Annotated in this window: 22 protein-coding genes and 1 pseudogene; 19 read left to right on the top strand and 4 right to left on the bottom strand. The window is 54.0% G+C overall.

Annotated elements, in window-relative coordinates:
* Positions 1–14: 14 nt before the first annotated feature.
* The 10 genes from NFS31_RS00805 to argF all read left to right on the top strand — a co-directional run bounded on the left by NFS31_RS00805 (position 15) and on the right by argF (position 12,496).
* Positions 15–1,007: a galactose/methyl galactoside ABC transporter permease MglC gene (locus NFS31_RS00805; protein ID WP_251490580.1), complete on the top strand. Its 993-nt coding sequence runs from the start codon at positions 15–17 to the stop codon at positions 1,005–1,007.
* Positions 1,008–1,869: 862 nt separating this feature from the next.
* A complete protein-coding gene (locus NFS31_RS00800; RefSeq protein WP_251490577.1) occupies positions 1,870–2,775 on the top strand; it encodes a hypothetical protein in 906 nt (301 codons plus the stop codon).
* 273 nt (positions 2,776–3,048) lie between these two features.
* Entirely contained in the window at positions 3,049–3,918 is an 870-nt protein-coding gene (locus NFS31_RS00795; protein WP_251490574.1) for a hypothetical protein, read from the top strand.
* 319 nt (positions 3,919–4,237) lie between these two features.
* Positions 4,238–5,488, top strand: coding sequence for an argininosuccinate synthase (locus tag NFS31_RS00790; protein ID WP_251490573.1), 1,251 nt, complete (start codon positions 4,238–4,240; stop codon positions 5,486–5,488).
* Positions 5,489–5,669: 181 nt separating this feature from the next.
* Positions 5,670–7,055, top strand: a complete 1,386-nt coding sequence (gene argH, locus NFS31_RS00785; protein WP_251490570.1) for an argininosuccinate lyase — start codon at positions 5,670–5,672, stop codon at positions 7,053–7,055.
* A gap of 5 nt (positions 7,056–7,060) precedes the next feature.
* Positions 7,061–8,005 (top strand): N-acetyl-gamma-glutamyl-phosphate reductase, encoded by a 945-nt coding sequence (argC, locus tag NFS31_RS00780; RefSeq protein ID WP_251490567.1) that lies wholly within the window; start codon positions 7,061–7,063, stop codon positions 8,003–8,005.
* Between the two features lie 92 nt (positions 8,006–8,097).
* Positions 8,098–9,306, top strand: a complete 1,209-nt coding sequence (argJ, locus tag NFS31_RS00775; RefSeq protein ID WP_251490564.1) for a bifunctional glutamate N-acetyltransferase/amino-acid acetyltransferase ArgJ — start codon at positions 8,098–8,100, stop codon at positions 9,304–9,306.
* Positions 9,303–10,172: an acetylglutamate kinase gene (gene argB, locus NFS31_RS00770; RefSeq protein ID WP_251490561.1), complete on the top strand. Its 870-nt coding sequence runs from the start codon at positions 9,303–9,305 to the stop codon at positions 10,170–10,172. The genes argJ and argB overlap by 4 nt, the downstream gene beginning before the upstream one ends.
* A 228-nt stretch (positions 10,173–10,400) precedes the next feature.
* A complete protein-coding gene (locus tag NFS31_RS00765) occupies positions 10,401–11,585 on the top strand; it encodes an aspartate aminotransferase family protein (RefSeq protein WP_251490559.1) in 1,185 nt (394 codons plus the stop codon).
* Positions 11,582–12,496, top strand: coding sequence for an ornithine carbamoyltransferase (gene argF / locus NFS31_RS00760; protein ID WP_251490556.1), 915 nt, complete (start codon positions 11,582–11,584; stop codon positions 12,494–12,496). Before NFS31_RS00765 ends, argF begins: the two co-directional genes overlap by 4 nt.
* Before the next feature lie 526 nt (positions 12,497–13,022).
* Here argF and NFS31_RS28165 read toward each other — a convergent pair.
* A complete protein-coding gene (locus tag NFS31_RS28165; RefSeq protein WP_416389416.1) occupies positions 13,023–13,166 on the bottom strand; it encodes a DUF6783 domain-containing protein in 144 nt (47 codons plus the stop codon).
* Between NFS31_RS28165 and NFS31_RS27295 the strand changes: the two genes are divergently transcribed.
* Positions 13,110–13,283: a DUF6783 domain-containing protein gene (locus tag NFS31_RS27295; protein WP_416389411.1), complete on the top strand. Its 174-nt coding sequence runs from the start codon at positions 13,110–13,112 to the stop codon at positions 13,281–13,283. The two genes, NFS31_RS28165 and NFS31_RS27295, sit on opposite strands and share 57 nt — an antisense overlap.
* 79 nt (positions 13,284–13,362) lie before the next feature.
* Here the strand turns inward: NFS31_RS27295 and NFS31_RS00750 are convergent, their stop codons facing one another.
* Positions 13,363–13,770, bottom strand: coding sequence for an RrF2 family transcriptional regulator (locus NFS31_RS00750; RefSeq protein WP_251490550.1), 408 nt, complete (start codon positions 13,768–13,770; stop codon positions 13,363–13,365).
* A gap of 417 nt (positions 13,771–14,187) precedes the next feature.
* Here NFS31_RS00750 and cysK point away from each other — a divergent pair, with 417 nt between their 5' ends.
* From cysK to NFS31_RS00730, 4 genes are all read left to right on the top strand, one after another.
* A complete protein-coding gene (cysK, locus tag NFS31_RS00745) occupies positions 14,188–15,120 on the top strand; it encodes a cysteine synthase A (protein ID WP_251490547.1) in 933 nt (310 codons plus the stop codon).
* 145 nt (positions 15,121–15,265) lie between these two features.
* The gene (locus NFS31_RS00740; protein ID WP_251490545.1) at positions 15,266–16,567 is read left to right on the top strand and encodes an O-acetylhomoserine aminocarboxypropyltransferase/cysteine synthase family protein; all 1,302 of its coding nucleotides are present in this window, start codon (positions 15,266–15,268) and stop codon (positions 16,565–16,567) included.
* Between the two features lie 75 nt (positions 16,568–16,642).
* A complete protein-coding gene (locus NFS31_RS00735) occupies positions 16,643–16,810 on the top strand; it encodes a hypothetical protein (RefSeq protein WP_251490542.1) in 168 nt (55 codons plus the stop codon).
* 8 nt (positions 16,811–16,818) lie between these two features.
* Positions 16,819–17,658 (top strand): Cof-type HAD-IIB family hydrolase, encoded by an 840-nt coding sequence (locus NFS31_RS00730; RefSeq protein ID WP_251490539.1) that lies wholly within the window; start codon positions 16,819–16,821, stop codon positions 17,656–17,658.
* Here the strand turns inward: NFS31_RS00730 and NFS31_RS27290 are convergent.
* Positions 17,592–17,750, bottom strand: coding sequence for a DUF6783 domain-containing protein (locus NFS31_RS27290; RefSeq protein WP_334303033.1), 159 nt, complete (start codon positions 17,748–17,750; stop codon positions 17,592–17,594). The genes NFS31_RS00730 and NFS31_RS27290 overlap by 67 nt on opposite strands.
* On the opposite strand from NFS31_RS27290, the gene NFS31_RS28160 reads away from it, so the two are divergent.
* The gene (locus NFS31_RS28160) at positions 17,742–17,831 is read left to right on the top strand and encodes a DUF6783 domain-containing protein (protein WP_416389415.1); all 90 of its coding nucleotides are present in this window, start codon (positions 17,742–17,744) and stop codon (positions 17,829–17,831) included. The two genes, NFS31_RS27290 and NFS31_RS28160, sit on opposite strands and share 9 nt — an antisense overlap.
* On the opposite strand, the gene NFS31_RS00725 is transcribed toward NFS31_RS28160, so the two are convergent.
* Positions 17,821–18,786: a LysR family transcriptional regulator gene (locus NFS31_RS00725; RefSeq protein ID WP_251490536.1), complete on the bottom strand. Its 966-nt coding sequence runs from the start codon at positions 18,784–18,786 to the stop codon at positions 17,821–17,823. The two genes, NFS31_RS28160 and NFS31_RS00725, sit on opposite strands and share 11 nt — an antisense overlap.
* A 156-nt stretch (positions 18,787–18,942) precedes the next feature.
* Between NFS31_RS00725 and NFS31_RS00720 the strand changes: the two genes are divergently transcribed.
* The 3 genes and pseudogenes from NFS31_RS00720 (at position 18,943) to NFS31_RS00710 (ending at position 20,604) form a co-directional block, all read left to right on the top strand.
* Entirely contained in the window at positions 18,943–19,836 is an 894-nt protein-coding gene (locus NFS31_RS00720) for a DUF6282 family protein (protein ID WP_251490533.1), read from the top strand.
* Positions 19,833–19,979 (top strand): annotated as a pseudogene (locus tag NFS31_RS28155) (SLC13 family permease); the annotation flags it as partial. The gene NFS31_RS00720 and the pseudogene NFS31_RS28155, both read left to right, overlap by 4 nt.
* A gap of 220 nt (positions 19,980–20,199) precedes the next feature.
* A complete protein-coding gene (locus NFS31_RS00710; RefSeq protein ID WP_275563865.1) occupies positions 20,200–20,604 on the top strand; it encodes an SLC13 family permease in 405 nt (134 codons plus the stop codon).
* Positions 20,605–20,719 lie beyond the last annotated feature (115 nt).

The following is a 20,719-nucleotide window of genomic DNA, read 5'->3' as shown; positions in this document are numbered from 1 at the left end:
AGGAGGAAGAGAAAATGGATAGCAAGAAAGTCAATGTTAAAGACATATTGATCAACAATGGTATTATTATACTGATTCTTCTCATGGTGATCTTTGTGGGAGTGACCAAGGAGAATTTCTTCAGTATCGGCAACTTCAGCAACATTTCCATCAACGTAGCCTGCCGGTTCATCATCGCCGTCGGCGTATCGGGATGTCTGATCACAAAGGGAACCGACCTTTCCGCCGGGCGCGCCGTGGGCCTTGCCGCCTGCGTGGCAGGAACATTGCTCCAGAGAGCGGACTACAGCGGCCGCTTTGAGCTGACCAAGAATTTCCCGGAATTAAACGTATGGCTGATTCTGTTAATCTGCGTCGCCGTGTGCTGTATCTTCGGATTGATCAATGGTATTGTGATCGCGTACTTAAGCGTGCCGGCCTTCATCGGCACCCTGGGCATGCAGATGATCGTGTACGGAATCAACCTTGTGTATACAAAATCCGTGCCGTTAGGCGGCTACCGCAGCGATTATACGAACATAGCAAACGGAAGCTTTCTGGGGATTCCGTATCTGTTCATCATCGCGATTGTGATCGGGCTGATCATGTGGTTTGTATATAATTATACGCGCCATGGAAAATACATGTACGCCATCGGCGGCAACGAAGCGGCTGCTGAGGTGGCGGGCGTGAATGTAAAGAAGACGAAGATTATTATTTATGTGACCGCGGCGGCATTGTATGCGATTGCAGGATTTTTGCTGGGAGCGAAATCCGGCGGCGCGGGCGTAAATACCGGAAGCGGCTATGAGCTGGAGGCCATCGCAGCCTGTACGATCGGCGGCGTATCGGTAAACGGCGGTATCGGGCGCGTATCCGGGATCGTAATCGGCGTGCTGGTGTTTGAGCTGCTGAAGACCTGCCTGCAGTTTTTGGGCATTGACCCGAACTATCAGTTTATTGCGCAGGGTATTGTAATCGTAGTGGCGATTGCTTTGGATATTCGGAAATACATTGCAAAGAAATAGAGCAGTGCAAAAATAAAGGCCAGAAGCGCCGCGTCGTGCTTGCACGAAAGCGGCGTTTCTGGCCTTTATTTTTATAGGGCGAAGCCCGGAGCAGCGAGATGGAGCGAAGCGGAATCGAGCTGCGCGCACTGCGGGGTGGAGAGACGCGGCAGGAATTAGAGGGAGCGAATCCTTTAATCATTTGCGGGAAGGAAAAGTCGCGAGGGGCCCGCCCGTGTCATGGTTCTATATCCAACGGAACCCCGCTTTCGCTCAGAGAAAAGCGCAGCGGACACTAAGGAACTGTGCAAAAATAAATTTACCATCTTGCTTGTCTATTTCTCCGACAGCACGAAACAAAAATCAGTTACATAGCCCGCTATGCGCCTGATTTTTGTTCCGCACTCTCGAAGAAATATCCGGCGCAATCTGGTAAACTTATTTCTGCACAGTTCCTTAGCTCGAAAAGATCTCGCTAAATGCCGGCGGTTTTCTATGGGTTCCTTATGGATATAGAACCACGCCTCGGGCTATGTGATCGGCAGGCTATGGAACAGGATGCATCTTTAGCGCCTGCATGTTACTATCACAGAAAACAAACCTTGACTGGGCTCAGGTTCGTTTTCATATGAGAACAATAACGGCATGAAACGCAACATTAAAAAATTAATGAAAACAGCATCAAAACAACACATATTTCTTGCATTCCCCCATATCCCATGTTATCATAAAAACAAGCAAGGTTTCATATATTCTGTAAATTCTAACTATCATCTAAGCCATGGAAAGCCCTGGCATTCAGACAGACTCTTTGCTTAACCCCATAAAAAAGCAGGGAGGCTGACATCGTCCTTCCTGTACCATTAAGAAAGGAAGGATGGACATGAAAGAGAAACGTTTGTCTCCCGCCCCATGCCTGCCGGAGGAGACGGAATACAACCTCAGTGATTTTGCGCTGTTTTTATCGGTTATGAAGAACTGCGAGGCGCACAGGAATGTGCTGAGCATCATCACAGGGGAGCCGGATTTAAAGCTTGCGCAGATCCATGTGGAGGAGGTTGTCTTAAACCGGAGAGGAAGACGCGCGATCCGCTTGGATGCGTGGGCGGTGGACGCGGCCAGGAGGCAGTTTGGGACAGAGATGCAGAACGATACAGGTTCAGATGATGTGAGGAAGCGCGCGAGGTATTACCAGAGCCTTCTGGACGCGCCGTTTCTGAAATCCGGAAAAAAGACGCGGTACCGGGAACTCCCGTCAACGTATATAACATTTATCACGCAGGAGGATATATTCGGAAAGGATCAGGCAAAATATACGTTTACGGAACAGTGCGAGGAGGTTCCGGGCCTTCATCTGGAAGACGGGACAGTCAAGCTGTTTTTAAATATGGCCAGCAAGCGGGGCGATCCGGTGCTGGTGAGCCTTTTACAGTATATGAAACTCTCCCGTCTGGACAATCCGGAGATACTGGTAAGGGATGAACGGATCGTGAGGCTGGATGAGATAGTGAGGGAAGTGAAGAAATCCGAGGAATGGGAGGATGTGAAGATGAGTATATTGTCAGTTGGAATTGAGATGGGCAGGCGGGAAGGAGAAAAACGAGGGATAAAGCGGGGAGAAAAGAGAGGAGAGAGGCGTGGAATAAAACAGGGAAAAAGGCAGGGAGAAGAAAAGATGGCTAAACTGATCATGCAGTTGAATGAGGACGGCCGTTTATCCGACATAATCAGAATTTCACAGGACGAAGAATACCGCCAGAAGCTTTATATGGAGTACCATATTATGTAAAAAGAGTAATCACAGATAAATCGGGCAGAAATATAAAAGTATAAGCCGTTTATTCGTATAAAAGGAATATGAGAAAACAACCTATTTTCTTGCATTCCCCCATATCTCATGTTATCATAAAAACAAGCAAGGTTTCATATATTCTGTAAATTCTAATCATCATCTAAGCCATGGAAAGTCCTGGCATTCAGACAGACTCTTTGCTTAACCCCATAAAAAAGCAGGGAGGCTGGCAATCATCCTTCCTGTACCATTAAGAAAGGAAGGATGGACATGAAAGAGAAACGTTTGTCTCCCGCCCCATGCCTGCCGGAGGAGGCGGAATACAACCTCAGTGATTTTGCGCTGTTTTTATCGGTTATGAAGAACTGCGAGGCGCACAGGAATGTGCTGAGCATCATCACAGGGGAGCCGGATTTAAAGCTTGCGCAGATCCATGTGGAGGAGGTTGTCTTAAACCGGAGAGGAAGACGCGCGATCCGCTTGGATGCGTGGGCGGTGGACGCGGCCAGGAGGCAGTTTGGGACAGAGATGCAGAACGATACGGGTTCAGATGATGTGAGGAAGCGCGCGAGGTATTACCAGAGCCTTCTGGACGCGCCGTTTCTGAAATCCGGAAAAAAGACGCGCTACCGGGAACTCCCGTCAACGTATATAATATTTATCACGCAGGAGGATATATTCGGGAAGGATCAGGCAAAATATACGTTTACGGAACAGTGCGAGGAGGTTTCGGGGCTTCATCTGGAAGACGGAACAGTCAAGCTGTTTTTAAATATGGCCAGTAAGCGGGGCGATCCGGTGCTGGTGAGCCTTTTACAGTATATGAAACTCTCCCGTCTGGACAATCCGGAGATACTGGTAAGGGATGAACGGATCGTGAGGCTGGATGAGATAGTTAGGGAAGTGAAGGAATCAGAGGAATGGGAGGATGTGAAGATGAGTATATTGTCAGTTGGAATTGAGATGGGCAGGCGGGAAGGAGAAAAACGAGGGATAAAGCGGGGAGAAAAACGAGGGGAGAAAAAACTGGCCAGGCTGATTATGCTGTTAAATGAGGACGGCCGCTCATCCGATATGGTCAGAGCGTTGCAGGACGAAAAATATCGCCGGAAGCTTTATATGGAATACCATATTATGTAAGAAAGAGAAAGGGAGCTCCGGATCGGCGCACATCCCGAAATTGACGGGCAAGGCAATACGCATCCGCTTTTATACATGACATTAACCCGGACGCCGGAAAAATAAAATAAAAAAAGTATTGCATAATTATTCTCGATGAGGTATAATTATGCCAATTTCAGAGCAGCCCATTTTCAGACAGAATGGGCTGCCGCTGTTTTCTTCTTCGCCCCGCGCATGCGGCGCAGGAAGAAAACAGGAAAGATAAAAAAATCAGGCCGGATCGGTTCAGGAAATGGAAACGGGCCCGTCCGGGATAAACAATCGGAGGAGAACTATTATGGAAAAGAAATACAACAAAATCGTGCTTGCATACTCAGGCGGCCTGGATACATCGGTGCTGATCCCGTGGCTGAAGGAGAATTACGGCTGCGAGGTGATCGCGGTTTCTGCCGATGTGGGGCAGGGAGCGGAGCTGGACGGGCTGGAGGAGAAGGCTATTAAGACAGGCGCGTCGAAATTATATATTGAGGATTTGAAGAAGGAATTTGTGGAGGATTATATCATCCCGACCATGAAGGCAGGCGCGGCGTATGAGCACTACCTTCTGGGGACCTCGTTTGCGCGTCCGATCATCGCGAAGCGGATCGTGGAGATCGCAAAGAAGGAGGGCGCGGACGCGATCTGCCATGGCTGCACGGGCAAGGGAAATGATCAGGTTCGTTTTGAGCTGGCGATCAAGGCGTTTGCGCCGCAGATGGATGTGATCGCGCCGTGGCGGTTCTGGGAACTGAATTCCAGGGAGAAGGAGATTGCTTACGCCGAGGCGCACAAGATTCCGTTAAAGATCACAAAGGAGACGAATTATTCCAAGGATAAGAACCTGTGGCACTTATCCCATGAGGGGCTGGATCTGGAGGATCCGGCGAACGAGGCGCCGATCAGCCGTCCGGGCTTTTTGGAGCTGGGCGTTTCGCCGGAGATGGCGCCGGATCAGCCGACGTATGTGACCATCCACTTTGAAAAAGGCGTTCCCACGAGCGTGGACGGAAAAGAGATGGGCTGCATGGAGATCATTGAGGTCTTAAATAAGCTGGGCGGCGAGAATGGCTGCGGGATCCTTGATCTGGTGGAAAACCGCCTGGTGGGTATGAAGAGCCGCGGCGTGTATGAGACGCCTGGCGGAACCATTCTCTATAAGGCGCATGAGAAGCTGGAGGAGATCACGCTGGATAAGGAGACGCAGCACTATAAGCAGCAGCTTGCGTTAAAGTTTGCGGATCTGGTATACAACGGACAGTGGTATACGCCGCTCAGAAAGGCGATGAGCGCTTTTGTGGACTCCACGCAGGAGACGGTGACAGGCGATGTGAAGCTGAAGCTTTATAAGGGGAACATCATTCCGGCTTCGGTTACGTCTCCCTACAGCTTATACTCCGCGGACATGGCGACCTTTGACGAGGACGACTGCTACAACCAGGCGGATTCCGCTGGCTTTATAAGCCTGTTCGGCCTGCCAATCAAGGTGCGCGCTCTGAACGATCAGGCGCTGTCTGCCAAGACGGGAACGCATTTCCCGGGTGTGGAATAGTCAGCGCGGAATAGCAGTCAGTGTGGAATGGCCGCGGTTCACACGCCGGAGCGTGTTTGAAACATGCTTTTTGCCGGATGCGCGCGTCACTTTGGGTGAGATTTGGGCCAGATGGGCGCGGCGTGCGCGGCAGGCATAATATGTGTCAGAACAGGACATGGTAATAAAGGAGCATAGATAAATGGCAAAGCTGTGGGCAGGGCGTTTCGGGAAAGAGACGGATCTGGAAGTAAATGACTTTAATTCCTCCATATCCTTTGACTGCCGTCTGTATAAGGAGGATATCACCGGCTCCATGGCCCATGCGGCCATGCTGGGAAAGCAGGGGATCATCGCTGAGGACGAGGCGGATCGGATTACAGAGGGGCTGCAGGGGATTCTGCAGGATATTGAGAACGGGACGATTGAATTTTCGCAGGAGTATGAGGATATCCACATGAATGTGGAACATATCCTGACCGAGCGGATCGGGGACGCGGGCAAGCGTCTCCACACGGCCCGCTCGAGAAACGATCAGGTGGCGCTGGATCTGCGCCTGTATGTGAAAAAGGAGATTGCGGCCATCAAGGGGCAGGTTCTGCAGTTTATGAAGGCCCTGTGCGGGAGCGCGAAGAAGAATACGGAGACGGTGATGCCGGGCTACACGCATCTGCAGCGCGCGCAGCCGGTGACTTTTGGCCACTATATGATGGCCTATGCCAATATGATGAAGCGCGACGTGATCCGCCTGGAAAACTGCCTGGAGGGCATGGACGATATGCCGCTCGGCTCCGGCGCGCTGGCCTCCACCACGTACCCCATTGACCGCGATTTTGTGAGGGAGAGGCTGGGCTTTGCGCGGATAACGGATAATTCGCTGGACGGCGTGTCGGATCGCGATTACTGTGTGGAGCTCTGCTCGGCGCTCTCGATCCTGATGATGCATCTGTCGCGGTTTTCGGAGGAGATTATCGCGTGGTGTTCGTGGGAGTTTAAGTTTGTGGAGCTGGATGACGCATTTTCCACGGGATCGTCGATCATGCCGCAGAAGAAGAACCCGGATGTGTGCGAGCTGGTGCGCGGCAAGACGGGGCGCGTCTATGGTTCCCTTTTTACCTTACTCACCGCGTTAAAGGGGCTTCCGCTGGCGTATAATAAGGATATGCAGGAGGACAAGGAGGCGGTCTTTGACGCGATCGATACGGTAAAGCAGTGCCTGCGCGTCCTTACGCCGATGTTTGCCACCATGGAACTGCGGAAGGATAACATGGAGCGGGCGGCGTTAAAGGGCTTTATCAATGCGACGGACTGCGCCGATTATCTGACGAAAAAGGGCATGCCGTTCCGCGACGCCTACAAAACTGTGGGCCGGCTTGTGGGAGAGTGTGTGAAACGCGACTGCGCGTTATCGGATCTGACGCTTCCGGAGCTTCGGGCGCATTCGGAGCTGTTTGAGGCGGATGTGTATGAGGCCATTGATTTAAAAACGTGCGTGCGCGGCAGGAAGGCGCCCGGCGGGCCGGCCCCGGAGGAGGTGTCGCGCCAGATTGCGGCGATTGAGGCATTTATAGGAAAACGGGAGGAGTGACGGCCGTGACGGCAGAAAAACCAAAGATTTATATTGACGGGAAGGAAGGCACAACGGGCCTCCAGATATATGATCGCCTGGCGGCGCGGGACGATATCCGGCTGCTCCTGATTGATGAGGAAAAGCGCAAGGATACGGATGAGCGGAAAAAGCTTATCAATGAGGCGGATCTGGTTTTTCTCTGCCTTCCCGACGCGGCCGCTGTGGAGGCCGTGTCGCTTGTGGAGCGGGAGACGGTCCGCGTTATCGATGCTTCCACGGCGCACCGGACAGCGGCGGGCTGGGCGTACGGCCTGGCGGAGCTTTCACAGATGTACCGGGAGAGGATAAGGGAGTCAAAGCGGATCGCCAATCCCGGCTGCCATGCCACGGGATTTATCACCGCCGTGTACCCTCTGGTGCAAAAGGGGATTGTGCCGGCGGACTATCCGCTGTCCGCGTTTTCCCTGACCGGCTATTCCGGCGGCGGCAAAAAGATGATTGCGGAGTATGAGTCAGAGGAAAAGCCGGAGAGCCATTTTTCACCCCGCATCTACGGGCTGAATTTAAAGCACAAGCATCTGCCGGAGATGCAGGCCGTCTGCGGACTTTCCCGTCCCCCGGCCTTCTGCCCGGTGGTGGATGATTATTATAAGGGGATGGCTGTGACGGTGACGTTTGAAAACCGCTTGCTGAACGGGTGTCCGTCTGCTGCGGACCTATGCGCCTGCCTGGCCGAATGGTATGAGGGGCAGAAGCTCGTAAAGGTTCATCCCTTTGGCTATGAGGGCATGATCGCGGCCGGGAGCATGGCCGGAAGCGATGTCCTGACCCTGATTGTGAACGGGCATGCGGATCAGACCATGGTAACCGCCCTGTTTGACAATCTGGGCAAGGGCGCTTCCGGCGCGGCGGTCCAAAATATGAATCTGGCGCTGGGATTTGAGGAGACAACGGGGCTGAATGTGTAAGACTTCGGTTAAATGTGCGAGGTTTCGTAAAATATGTAAGGTTTCGTTCGAATATGTAAGGTTTCATTTAGTTATGGAAGTGAGGAAAAGGCATGAAAATCATAGAGGGCGGCGTATGCGCTGCAAAGGGTTTTAAGGCGGGCGCAATGCGCTGCGGGATCCGCAAGTCCCAGACCAAGAAGGATCTTGCAATGATCCTTTCAGATTGTGAATGTAACGCTGCAGCCGTGTATACGACGAACCGGGTCAAGGCGGCGCCTATTCTCCTGACAAAGGAGCACCTGGCCAACGGGAAGGCCAGGGCTGTGATCGTGAACTCCGGCAATGCCAACGCCTGCGCGCCGTTTGGCATGGAAAACGCCAGGAGGGAGGCCGCGGCCGCGGCCCGGGCGCTGGGCGTGGAGGCAGAGGATGTGATTGTGGCCTCCACGGGCGTGATCGGCCAGACCTTAAACGTGGAGGCAATCGAGGAGCACGCAGGCAGTATGGAAATGAAATACGACAATTCCATGACGGCCGCGGAGGCGATCATGACCACAGACACAAAGGTTAAAACCATTGCCGTGGAGTTTGAGGCCGGGGGAACCGTCTGCCATATGGGCGGCATCTGCAAGGGCTCCGGCATGATCCATCCCAATATGGGAACCATGCTGGCCTTTATCACCACAGACTGCGCGATCACGGCAGAGCAGATGCAGAAGGCATTGCTCGACGAGGCGCGGATCACCTTTAACCGGGTTACCGTGGACGGCGATACCTCCACCAACGATATGTGCGCGCTCCTGTCCAACGGCATGGCCGGGAACGCGGAGATCGCGGCAGAGGGCGCGGATTATACGGCGTTTCGCGAAGCGCTCCACGTGATCACAGAGGATCTGGCCCGCAAGATTGCCGGGGACGGCGAGGGCGCGAGCAAGCTGATGACCTGCTCCGTGTCCGGCGCGGCGGATGAGGAGACGGCGGAGCGCCTGGCAAAATCCATCTGCTCCTCGTCGCTTGTCAAGGCCGCGATGTTCGGCTCAGACGCCAACTGGGGGCGGGTTCTCTGCGCCATGGGCTATTCCGGCACGCCCTTTGACACAGAGGCCGTCACCGTGGAATTTGCCTCCAAAGAGGGCTGCGTCGCCGTTTGCGAGCAGGGAAGAGGGCTCGATTTTGACGAGGATCTGGCAAAGAGAATCTTAAGCCAGGAGGAAGTGGAGATCCGCGTAACTCTCAAGGAGGGCGGCGGGGCCGTGACCTGCTGGGGCTGCGATTTGACGTATGATTATGTGAAAATAAATGGAGATTATCGGTCATGATGAATTTAAAACCGGAGATGCGGGCGGAAACGCTGGTGGAGGCCCTGCCCTATATCCAGGAATACGCCGGGGAAATTATTGTGGTGAAATACGGCGGGAACGCCATGATCAACGAGGAGTTAAAGGAAGCGGTGATCGAGGACATCGTTCTTTTGAATCTGGTGGGTATAAAGGCAGTGCTGGTACACGGCGGCGGCCCGGAGATTTCCGAGATGCTGAAAAAAATCGGAAAAGAGTCTAAATTTGTCAAGGGACTGCGCTATACGGACCAGGAAACCATGGACATTGTACAGATGATCCTCTGCGGCAAGGTCAACAAGAACCTGGTTTCCCTCTTTGAAAAGGCCGGAGGCCGCGCCGTGGGCCTGGCCGGCATGGACGGGGGGCTCTTTAAGGCTGTCCGGCTAGCCGATCCGGACGGGACTGATTACGGCTATGTGGGCGAGATCCGGGAGGTCAATGAGCAGATCATCCTCAACATGCTGGAGGAGGGCTTTATCCCGGTCGTATCCTCCGTGGCGGCCGGTATGGACGAGGATACGAATTACAATATCAACGCTGATACGGCGGCCGAGAAGCTGGCCGTGGCCTTAAAGGCCAAAAAGCTGATCCTTCTGACCGACGTGCGCGGGCTTATGCGGACGCCGGGCGATGACAGCACCCTGATTCCGGAATTAAAGGTGTCCGAGGTTCCGGTGCTTATCAAGGCAGGCGTCATTTCCGGGGGCATGATCCCCAAGGTAGAGTGCTGCGTGGAGGCCGTGCGCCAGGGCGTGGAGCGGGCCAATATCCAGGACGGGAGAGTGCCGCACTCGATTTTGATTGAGCTGCTCAGCGACGACGGCGTGGGAACTATGTTTTCATAGTCCGGCGGCTTATCTGCCTGAAGCGTATCAGATAAGCAGGCGGTTCTTTTGCCTGAAGCATATCAGGCGGGCAGGCGGCTCTTTTGCCTGAAGCATATCAGGCGGGCAGGCGGCTCTTTTGCCTGAAGCATATCAGGCGGGCAGGCGGTTCTTTTGCCTGAAAACCATCAGATAAGCAGGCGGCTGTCCGTATCAAATACCATTAGAATGGCGGGAGGTAGAAGGAAGATGACATTTCAGGAATTGAAGACAGAGGAAGAGACGTATTTAATGCATACATACAACCGCTTCCAGATTGCGCTGGAGCGCGGAGAGGGCGCGACGCTCTGGGACGTGGAGGGGAAATCCTATATTGATCTGACCTCCGGGATCGGCGTGAACTGTCTGGGGCACAACCATGAGGGGCTGATCCATGCCCTGACAGAGCAGGCCCATAAGGTGATGCACGTATCAAACCTTTACTACACCGAGCCGATGGCGCGGGCGGCAAAGGCCCTTGTCACCTCCTGCGGTATGGGAAAGGTATTCTTTTCCAATTCCGGGGCCGAGGCCAATGAGGGCATGATCAAGCTCGCCAGGAAGTATTCCTTTGACAAATACGGAGAGGGAAGAAATAAGATCATTACCTTAAAACAGTCTTTCCACGGCCGTACGGTGACGACCTTAAAGGCCACGGGGCAGGACAAATTCCATCAGTATTTCTTCCCCTTTACCGAGGGCTTTGACTATGCGGCGGCCAATGACATGGACGATCTGAGGGCAAAGGCCGACGCGTCCACGTGCGCGGTCATGATGGAGATGATCCAGGGAGAGGGCGGCGTGCTTCCCCTTGATAAGGCGTATGTGCAGGAGGCGAGGAAGTTCTGCGGCGAGCGCGATATCCTGTTTCTGGTGGATGAGGTGCAGACCGGGATCGGCCGTACCGGGAGCCTGTTCTGCTATGAGCAGTACGGGATTTCGCCGGATATTGTCAGCATGGCGAAAGGGCTGGGCGGCGGCGTGCCCATCGGGGCTGTGATGGCCTCCGCCGCGTGCGCGGACGTCCTGGGCGCGGGGACGCATGGGACCACCTTCGGCGGAAACCCGTTCTGCTGCGCTGCGGCCTGCACGGTGCTGTCTGTGGTCAACACTCCGGAGTTTTTAAAGGAGGTCAGGGAAAAGGGCGACTACTTAAGGAAGGCCATCCTGTCCATCGGCTCTTCTAAGATAAAGGGCGTGCGCGGCATGGGCCTGATGCTGGGGATCGCGGTCGGGGCGGATGAGAGGGCCGGGCTTGTGGCGAATCTGATGGAACACGGCGTCCTTGTGCTGACCGCCGGGACGGATACGATCCGCCTGCTCCCGCCGCTTGTGATCACATATGAAGAGATAGACACAGCCGTTTCGGCCATGAAGGAGGTATTTGGAGAATGAAACACTTATTAAAGCTTTTGGACTGCGCGCCGGAGGAGATCACTTCCATCCTTGATCGGGCGGATCAGCTCAAATACGAGAGAAAGCACGGGATTCCCCACCGGATTCTGGAGGGAAAGTCCGTGGGGCTCATTTTCCAGAAATCTTCAACCAGAACGCGGGTTTCGTTTGAGACCGGGATCTTCCAGCTGGGCGGGCAGGCGCTCTTTCTGTCCTCCCGCGACTTACAGATCGGCCGCGGCGAGCCGGTCCAGGACACTGCCCGCGTGCTTTCCCGGTATTTAGACGGTATCATGATCCGCACCTATGAGCAGAAGGAGGTCGAGGATCTGGCCAGGTACGGCTCGGTTCCGGTGATCAACGGCCTCACGGATTTCTGCCACCCGTGCCAGGTGCTGGCGGATCTCATGACCATCCGCGAGCGGTACGGCGTGCTGGACGGGCTGAAGCTGTGCTATATCGGGGACGGGAACAATATGGCCAATTCCCTGATTGTCGGCGGTCTGAAGATGAAGATGAAGGTGTCGGCCGCATGCCCGAAGGAGTACCGGCCGGATAAGACGGTGCTGGAATTCGCGGGCGGATATGAGACATTTTCCCTGACCGATGATCCGATGAAGGCGGCGGAGAATGCGGATATCGTGATCACCGATACATGGGCGTCCATGGGGCAGGAGGCGGAGAAGGAAGAGCGCATGAAAGCTTTTGCCGGGTATCAGGTGAATGAGGAGCTGATGGCGGCCGCAAGACAGGACGCCATGGTGCTGCACTGTCTGCCGGCTTACCGCGGGCAGGAGATCACGGAGAAGGTGTTTGAGGCGCATGCGGAAGAGATCTTTGAGGAGGCCGAGAACCGGCTGCATGCGCAGAAGGCGGTGCTGGCAGAGCTTTTGGGGAGTGAGCGGAGGTAGGGCTTTTTAAATACGTTCCGTGTGCATCGTATCGTGTAAATAACATGGAGAAGGCCGGATAGAATCGTGAGAGGGCCGCGTATGTTGAAAAGTATCGTTATCGGGAGTCCCGGCGCGGGGAAGAGTACGTTTGCGAGGACGCTTAAGGACTGTACGGGAATTCCGCTGTATTATCTGGATATGGTGTGGCACAGGCCGGATCGCACGAACGTATCCAGGGAGGTGTTTGACGCCGCGGTGCGTAAGATTATTGCGAGGGAACGCTGGATTGTGGATGGGAACTATCAGCGTTCCCTTGAAATGCGTTTGCAGGCGTGTGACACAGTTTTTTTGCTGGATTACCCCCGTTCGGTCTGCCTTGCCGGGGCGCAGGCGCGTGTCGGTAAGAAGCGGGAGGATCTGCCCTGGGTGGAGACAGGGCTTGATGAGGAATTCAGAAGGTGGATTTTGGATTTTCCCAGGGAGCAGCTGCCCCGGATCTATGAGCTTTTGGGGAAGTACCGGGAAGGACGGGAAATATTTGTTTTTAAGTCAAGGGGAGAGGCGGATGCGTATCTGAGGGAGCTGCAGATGGATTTGCAGCCTGACAGCCCCCAACGCGGTTAGAGCGTGTTTGAAAATTCATTCCTGGCATCTGCACGCCCCACTTCGCGGTATATTTGTGCCAAATTCACTTAACGTAGCCCACTACGCCGCGTTCATTTGGCACAAATCTCCCACAAAGTGGCACGCACAGCTACCAGAAAGCAATTTTCAAACACGCTCTAGTACAGCCCTGCACAAATAACAGTGAATTTCAGCGCCCGTTATTTATGCAGGGCTGTACGAATCCTCCCTGTGTGCTTTCAATGATACGATGCGGCATGTTAAAAGCGCCCATTGATTAAATCGTCTAATGTTATCCCATAAAAGAAATCGTGAATATGCGCATTAAATTTTTTCCACAGGGGCAGGGTGGCGCAGGCGCTTTGCCGGGGGCACAGCTCAGAATCCGGCATAAGGCAGGCCACCGGGGCAAGCGGGCCTTCCGTCAGCTCGATAATTTCGCCTACTGTATACGCTTCCCGCGGGCGGGTCAGCCTGTATCCGCCGCCTTTTCCGCGAAGCCCTTTTACAATTTTGCCTTTTACAAGTATTTTTAGTATGATCTCCAGATATTTTTCGGAAATCTCCTGTCGTTTTGATAGTTCCTTTAAGGGAACATAGCTGTCTTCCTGATTTTGGGCAAGGTCGATTAATACTCTGAGCGCATAGCGCGCCTTTGTTGAAATCATCGGAATATACCTCCTGTTTTTGTATTATACGGTTAAATAAAGAAAAGATCAATAAAAACCTATATACCTATTGACATAGTAGGTAAATAGTAATATTATATATCTAATGAAATTCTGGAGGATAAAAATGGTATATGAATTCAGAGGATTACCAGAGAAGCCTTCGGAATTGGGAAGGAGAAGATGAGTCTTCCCGGTCCGGTCGTCCGTAATCGTTCAGATAGGTCTGCGCACTTGCTGCGCTGACCGTACGAAAACGCAGCGGCAGCAGGCGTCTGCCCCCATCGCGAAGCGATTTTCATGGGCAGATGCCATAACAGTTCAGGTTATCTGAACTGTTACGGTTGTCCTGCCCGGGAAAAAGCGCAGGCCGGCGGAACAACGATGTATGAAAAAATAAGAAAGAAGGAATGTAAAATGTCAGGTTATTATCAGGGAGCCCTGGGGTTGATCGGCAACACGCCTCTGGTGGAGATGGTAAATATCGAAAAGGAGCTTGGGCTTAAGGCAACGGTTCTGCTAAAGCTGGAATATTTCAATCCGGCCGGGAGCGTAAAGGACAGAATCGCGAAAGCGATGCTGGAGGACGCCGAGAGTAAAGGGCTTTTAAAGGATGGGTCTGTTATTATTGAACCCACGTCGGGAAATACCGGGATTGGGCTGGCGTCCATCGCGGCCGCAAAGGGATACCGGATCATACTTACCATGCCGGAGACTATGAGCGCAGAGCGGAGGAATATTTTAAAAGCATATGGCGCCGAGCTGGTGCTGACGGATGGCGCGAAGGGGATGAAGGGGGCGATTGAGAAGGCGCGGGAGCTGGCAAAGGAAATCCCGGGCAGCTTCATCCCGGGACAGTTTGTAAATCCTGCGAACCCGGCGGCCCATAAAGCAGGGACAGGGCCGGAGATCTGGAGGGATACGGATGGGAAGGTAGATATTTTCATTGCAGGCGTGGGAACAGGCGGCACCATAACCGGAACCGGGGAATATCTGAAGGAGCAGAACCCGGATATCCGGATCGTGGCGCTGGAGCCTGCGGACTCTCCGGTATTATCAGAAGGAAAGGCCGGCCCCCATAAGATTCAGGGAATCGGGGCGGGATTTGTCCCGGATGTATTGAATACATCTGTATACGACGAAGTGTTCAGGGCTGAAAATGAGGATGCGTTTCAGGCGGCGAAGCTCCTTGCAAAAAAAGAAGGCATTCTGGTTGGGATTTCTTCCGGGGCGGCCCTGCACGGCGCGATTGAACTGGCAAAGCGCCCGGAGAATGAGGGAAAGGTGATCGTAGCTCTGCTGCCGGACAGCGGAGACCGGTATTATTCAACGCCTTTGTTTGCGGAATAATGAGGCGCAAAAAGGGCGGGACTGCGGAACGTAATCCGTGATGTCAGTGCAGCATTGCAGGCGTGCAGAGGGAGCTGACAGCGAGTGATGTATTCACTGGAATTCAGGCAATGCTGTGCCAGGTACGATGAAGGAGGAAATCAACATGGCAGACATAAGGGATTCTAAAAACTGGGGCTTTGAGACAAGGCAATTACATATCGGGCAGGAACAGGCTGACCCGGCCACAGACGCAAGGGCAGTGCCTATCTATGCGACGACTTCATATGTGTTCCATGATTCACAGCATGCGGCGGACCGTTTTGGCCTACGGGATGCGGGCAATATCTACGGGAGGCTGACGAATCCGACGGAGGATATCTTTGAACAGCGCATGGCTTCCCTGGAGGGCGGGGCGGCGGCGCTCGCGGTGGCGTCCGGCGCGGCGGCGCTCAGCTATACATTTCAGGCGCTGGCAAAGTCAGGAGAGCACATTGTGGCGGCTAAGACCATTTACGGCGGGACATACAACCTGCTGGCGCACACGCTTCCGCTGACCAATAATGTTACAACGACCTTTGTGGATCCGGGGCGGGAAGGCGCCTTTGAGGCCGCCATCCGGGAAAATACAAAAGCAATTTTTGTGGAGACATTAGGAAATCCGAATTCCAACCTGGTTGATTTGGAGGAGCTTGCAAGGCTCGCCCATAAGCACGGTATACCGCTGGCGGTGGATTCCACCTTTGCAACCCCTTATCTCATCCGCCCGATCGAGTATGGCGCTGATATCGTAGTCCATTCTGCGACAAAGTTTATCGGGGGGCATGGGACTGCGATTGGCGGCGTGATCATTGACAGCGGAAATTTTGACTGGAAGGCATCCGGAAGATATCCGTGGATCTCAGAGGCAAACCCGAGCTACCATGGGGTATCATTTGCGGATGCGGCAGGGGCGGCGGCGTTCGTGACTTATATCCGCGCGGTCATCCTGCGCGACACAGGCGCGACGCTCTCCCCCTTCCATGCATTCCTGTTCCTGCAGGGGCTGGAGACATTATCCCTCCGTGTGGAGCGCCATGTGAGCAATGCCCTGAGGATTGTGGAATATCTCGCGAACCATCCGAAGGTAGAGGCGGTGCATCATCCGTCTCTTGAAAGCGAACCAAGCCACGCATTATATAAGAAATACCTTCCGAATGGCGGAGGATCCATCTTTACCTTTGAGATTAAAGGAGACGACAGGACGGCCCGGACGTTTATTGACAATCTCGCCATATTCTCCCTGCTGGCGAATGTGGCGGATGTGAAATCGCTTGTGATCCATCCGGCAACGACCACGCACAGCCAGAGCACAGGGGAAGAGCTGTCGGAGCAGGGAATTAAGTCCAATACGATCCGGCTTTCCGTGGGTATTGAGAAGGTGGAGGATCTGATTGCTGCATTGGATGCTGCATTTGAAGCGGTGTAGAGACGGGGCATCTGCGGCCAAAGTCTGATTGACATAAATTTTTCCATATTGTATAGTTAAATCAGAGACACAAACGTGAGAGAGGTAAAAGATATGGAGAATGCAAAGGTTTATTTTGCAAAGGAGCTCATGCCGGATGATGTGCGCAGGATGTACCGCATACTTGAAAAGGGGCTGCCGGGCCGGGCGGCGGAGGAGATGGGGTATGGCGGCAGGGCGTATGAGCTGGTTTGTAAGGAATGAGGAGAACGATGTATCAGTTGATTGCGTTTGATATGGACGGGACGCTGCTGAATTCCAGGAAGCAGATTTTGCCCAAAAGCCGGAATGCGGTTGCTAAGGCGGCGCAGGCCGGAGCGGTCGTGATCCTGAATACAGGGCGCTGCCTCGCGGAGCTTGGGGAGTATCTGCAGGCGCTCCCGGAAATCCGCTATGTCAATTGTGCGAGCGGGGCGATGGTCTATGATGTGCGGGAGCGCAAAGCCCTGTATTCCAGGCTTCTTGGCACAGAGAAGGTGAGACGGATTCTGGAGCTGGGGGCGCTTGAGCAGGCTATGCCGAATCTTTTGCTGGAGGAATCCATTGTCCAGAAAAGCCACTGGGAGCGGATTGAGGAATTTGGTATGGGCGCTTATAAGGATACGTATGAGCGCGTGGCGACCATGTGGGAGGACATTGCCGGAGAATACGGGAGAAACCCGTTTCCGGCGGCGAAGGTAAACCTTTACCACAGGAACCGGGAATCAAGGGAGAGAACGATACAGCGGATCCGCAGCGGGGGACCGGAAGTTTCGATGGCCCTGGGCGAAGCGGCTTCCCTGGAGATGTCGGAGCAGGGGGTCGATAAGGGCGCGGGCCTTAGGATGCTGTGCGGGCATCTCAGTATCCCGCTGGAGCGGACGATCGTCGTGGGGGACGCGGACAATGACCGGGAAGCCATGAAGGCGGCGGGGCTTGCCGTGGCGATGGGAAATGCCGCGGCATCTGTTCGGGCGATCGCCGACGCGGTGGTTGCGGACTGTGATCACGACGGGTGCGCGGAGGCGGTTGAGCGGTATTTATTTTGGGACAGTACACCAGAGCGTGTTTGAAAATTGCTTTCTGGTAGCTGTGCGTGCCACTTTGTGGGAGATTTGTGCCAAATGAACGCGGCGTAGTGGGCTACGTTAAGTGAATTTGGCACAAATCTCCCACAAAGTGGGGCGTGCAGATGCCAGGAATGAATTTTCAAACACGCTCTAAAGAAAGCTCACTCATTCCTTAACTGTTCCGGCAGATGAAGCGTTCTGTAATTGCAAATTCTCCGGCGCATTTCCGGAATACATTGTGTGAAACAGCCGCCCAAGCGCCTGCGCGGCCTTTGAGCGGTATTCCCCGGCCGGGTAGGTGAGGCCGAGTTCTAAGAAAACGCCCTCAGTCCCGATGCGCAGATAGGCGACAGACGGATCGGGAACGATGCAGGAGCGGTACGTGACGCAAAGCCCCAGCCCGGCGCGCGCCATGGAGGCGGCAAAAGGCGCGGATATGTGCGTATTTAAGCCTGCGGGCTCGCGGCCTGCTTTGCGGAATTCCCGTCTGGCCAAGCGCCCCAGCACGGTATCCGGCGGCCCCAGGATGTATTCAAAATCTGCAGTATCCCGGAAATCGACCCACAACTGCCCGGGCTCGTCGGTGCGCTCCTTTGCAAGGGCCATGACGGGATGGCTGTCAGCGGCCACAATTAAAATTTCATCGCGCATGAGCGGGTCAACCCGGCTTTTAATGCGCACCGGAGGGGCGGCGATAAGGGCGATGTCCAGGAGCCCCTTTAGAATCTGATCTTCTAAGTCAATGCTGTCCATTTCTGTGATCTCCACATGGACATTCGGGTGCAGCTCGTGGAATCTTTTTAAGACAGGCGGCAGAAGATACGTGCCGCGGAAGGTGCTGATGCCAAACTCCACCCGGCCGCCGCGCAGACCTTCGATATCCCAGACCTCATTTTTTGCCAGGTGGTAGCTCTGTAATATCTGCCGGGCCCGCCCAATGAATGCCTCCCCGGAAGCCGTGGGCCGGACGCCTCTGGCGGTGCGCATAAAAATCGGCGTCCCGAGCTCCGCTTCATAAACCTGAAGCGACTGGCTTAAGCTGGACTGCGCCATGAAGAGCTTATCCGCCGCCGCGGAGATGCTGCCCTCGTTGGCAATTGTGACGATATACGTCAGTTCTTTTAAATTCATTTCGTGTATTCCCCCTTTTTGATTTCATGTGCCCTATATATCGGTTTTTCCGATGTGTCATATTAAATTTATTGACTTTCTCCGATATCTGAAATAGTATACAATCATTTCCAGAGAAATACAAGCCTGTAAAAAATGAAAGGAGAAGGATGAAACATGGCTGAGATTTCAAAGGAAACGATTTCGATGAAGGGCGTGATTGACATGCACGTCCATTCCAATCCGGATCTGCGCAGGAGGGCGTATGATGATCTGGAGCTGATGGAGGCTGGAATCCGCGTGGGGGCGCGCGCGATTGTGATTAAGACGCACCAGGGGACCACAATGGACCGGGCGTTCTTATGCAACCGCCACAACGAGATTGTACATGGGGGCAGCAATGATTTTACCATGTTCGGGAGCATTACGCTGAACCGGGTGGTGGGGGGAATTAATCCCTGGGCGGTGGAGACGGCGCTGAAGCTGGGGGCAAAGGTGGTGTGGCTGCCTACCCAGTCGGCAAAAAACCATCTGATGAAGATGAAGCAGGATCCCGCGGCAGGGGTGGACGTAGTGTGCGGCGGGAAGGTGGTTCCGGAGCTTCAGGATGTGTTCGGGCTGATACGGGATCACGGCGCGGTTCTGGGAACGGCCCATATCTCGCCTGACGAGGCGTTTGTCGTCGTGGAGGCGGCCCGGAGGGCGGGGGTGAAGCATATTGTCATCACACATCCCGAATGGTGGATTGTAGATATGAGCCTTGAGGATCAGCTCCGGATCGCGCGGGATTACGATGCGGTTCTGGAGCGCTGCTATGCGCAGAACATGGGCGGGGGCAGATATAAGAGCAATCTGGCCTCCAATCTGGAGCTGATTAAGGAAGCGGGGTATGAGCATGTCATGGTGGATACGGACGGCGGACAGACCGAAAATCCATACTGGGAGCTGGCGTTTGGGGAGTACATGCAGTACCTTGTGGACAACGGCATTCCGGCAGAGCATGTGTACCATATGACCAAAACCATTCCGGCAAGGCTTCTGGGACTTGAGGAAGGGGGGCGGGGAAAATGATGAGCGCTCTGATTGTCGCCTCCATCGCGCTGGCAGTGGCGCTGGGGTATAAGACGAAAATCAATACCGGCTTTTTCTGCATCGTGTTTGCATATGCGATCGGCTGCTTCGGCCTTGGGATCAGCGCCAAAGAGCTGATTGCCTGCTGGCCGACCACTGAATCTGATGCTGATTATGATGGGGGTTGTCCTAGAGCGTGTTTGAAAATTCATTCCTGGCATCTGCACGCCCCACTTCGCGGTATATTTGTGCCAAATTCACTTAACGTAGCCCACTACGCCGCGTTCATTTGGCACAAATCTCCCACAAAGTGGCACGCACAGCTACCAGAAAGCAATTTTCAAACACGCTCTAGTATTCCCTGTGCTGAGCCTTCTGCTTCCGGGAAACGCCCTCCTTGGCGCCGTCTGCGGAAAAATCGATGTGGGTCTGGTAGCGGTCTGCTTTGCGGTGGCGGCTCTTCTGATGAACCTGGCCCCGCAGAAGGAGGTCATCGCCCGCGTGCCCTGGAATACCATTTTAATGATCGCCAGAGCCGGGATCCTGATTGCGGTGGCGGTTAAGGCCGGGACGATTGACGCCCTTTCCACCTGGATCGGCTCCAATGTCCCTGTGGCCATGGTGCCCCTGGCCTTCAGCCTGGTAGGCGCGTTTATGAGCTTTTTCAGCTCCACGACCGGCGTAGTGGCGCCGGCCCTGTTCCCGCTGATTCCGTCCCTGGCGGCTTCGACGGAGGAATACGTGGAGGCTGTGACAGCAGAGCTGTAAACGGTTACAATACTTACAAAACACATTATAAACTTACTAAAATTGACTTTACCCCCCGCCATGGTTTACAGTAATTTTATAAAAAACTTACATAAGTTTCATAAAATGAATTGGA

Source organism: Otoolea muris, from assembly GCF_943193115.1.
Lineage (GTDB): Bacteria > Bacillota > Clostridia > Lachnospirales > Lachnospiraceae > Otoolea > Otoolea muris.
Note: the sequence above shows the minus strand (reverse complement) of the source record. Positions and strands in the feature narration are given on the sequence as shown.

Bases quoted from the DNA above. Each gene is read 5' to 3' on its own strand.
- NFS31_RS00730 (WP_251490539.1), top strand. From the start codon at position 16,819: ATGTATCAGTTGATTGCGTTTGATATGGACGGGACGCTGCTGAATTCC.
- argB (WP_251490561.1), top strand. From the start codon at position 9,303: ATGATGAATTTAAAACCGGAGATGCGGGCGGAAACGCTGGTGGAGGCC.
- NFS31_RS00795 (WP_251490574.1), top strand. From the start codon at position 3,049: ATGAAAGAGAAACGTTTGTCTCCCGCCCCATGCCTGCCGGAGGAGGCG.
- NFS31_RS00740 (WP_251490545.1), top strand. From the start codon at position 15,266: ATGGCAGACATAAGGGATTCTAAAAACTGGGGCTTTGAGACAAGGCAA.
- NFS31_RS00800 (WP_251490577.1), top strand. From the start codon at position 1,870: ATGAAAGAGAAACGTTTGTCTCCCGCCCCATGCCTGCCGGAGGAGACG.
- NFS31_RS00720 (WP_251490533.1), top strand. From the start codon at position 18,943: ATGGCTGAGATTTCAAAGGAAACGATTTCGATGAAGGGCGTGATTGAC.
- cysK (WP_251490547.1), top strand. From the start codon at position 14,188: ATGTCAGGTTATTATCAGGGAGCCCTGGGGTTGATCGGCAACACGCCT.
- argJ (WP_251490564.1), top strand. From the start codon at position 8,098: ATGAAAATCATAGAGGGCGGCGTATGCGCTGCAAAGGGTTTTAAGGCG.
- NFS31_RS00750 (WP_251490550.1), bottom strand. From the start codon at position 13,770: ATGATTTCAACAAAGGCGCGCTATGCGCTCAGAGTATTAATCGACCTT.
- NFS31_RS00805 (WP_251490580.1), top strand. From the start codon at position 15: ATGGATAGCAAGAAAGTCAATGTTAAAGACATATTGATCAACAATGGT.
- NFS31_RS00790 (WP_251490573.1), top strand. From the start codon at position 4,238: ATGGAAAAGAAATACAACAAAATCGTGCTTGCATACTCAGGCGGCCTG.
- NFS31_RS00765 (WP_251490559.1), top strand. From the start codon at position 10,401: ATGACATTTCAGGAATTGAAGACAGAGGAAGAGACGTATTTAATGCAT.
- argF (WP_251490556.1), top strand. From the start codon at position 11,582: ATGAAACACTTATTAAAGCTTTTGGACTGCGCGCCGGAGGAGATCACT.
- NFS31_RS00725 (WP_251490536.1), bottom strand. From the start codon at position 18,786: ATGAATTTAAAAGAACTGACGTATATCGTCACAATTGCCAACGAGGGC.
- argH (WP_251490570.1), top strand. From the start codon at position 5,670: ATGGCAAAGCTGTGGGCAGGGCGTTTCGGGAAAGAGACGGATCTGGAA.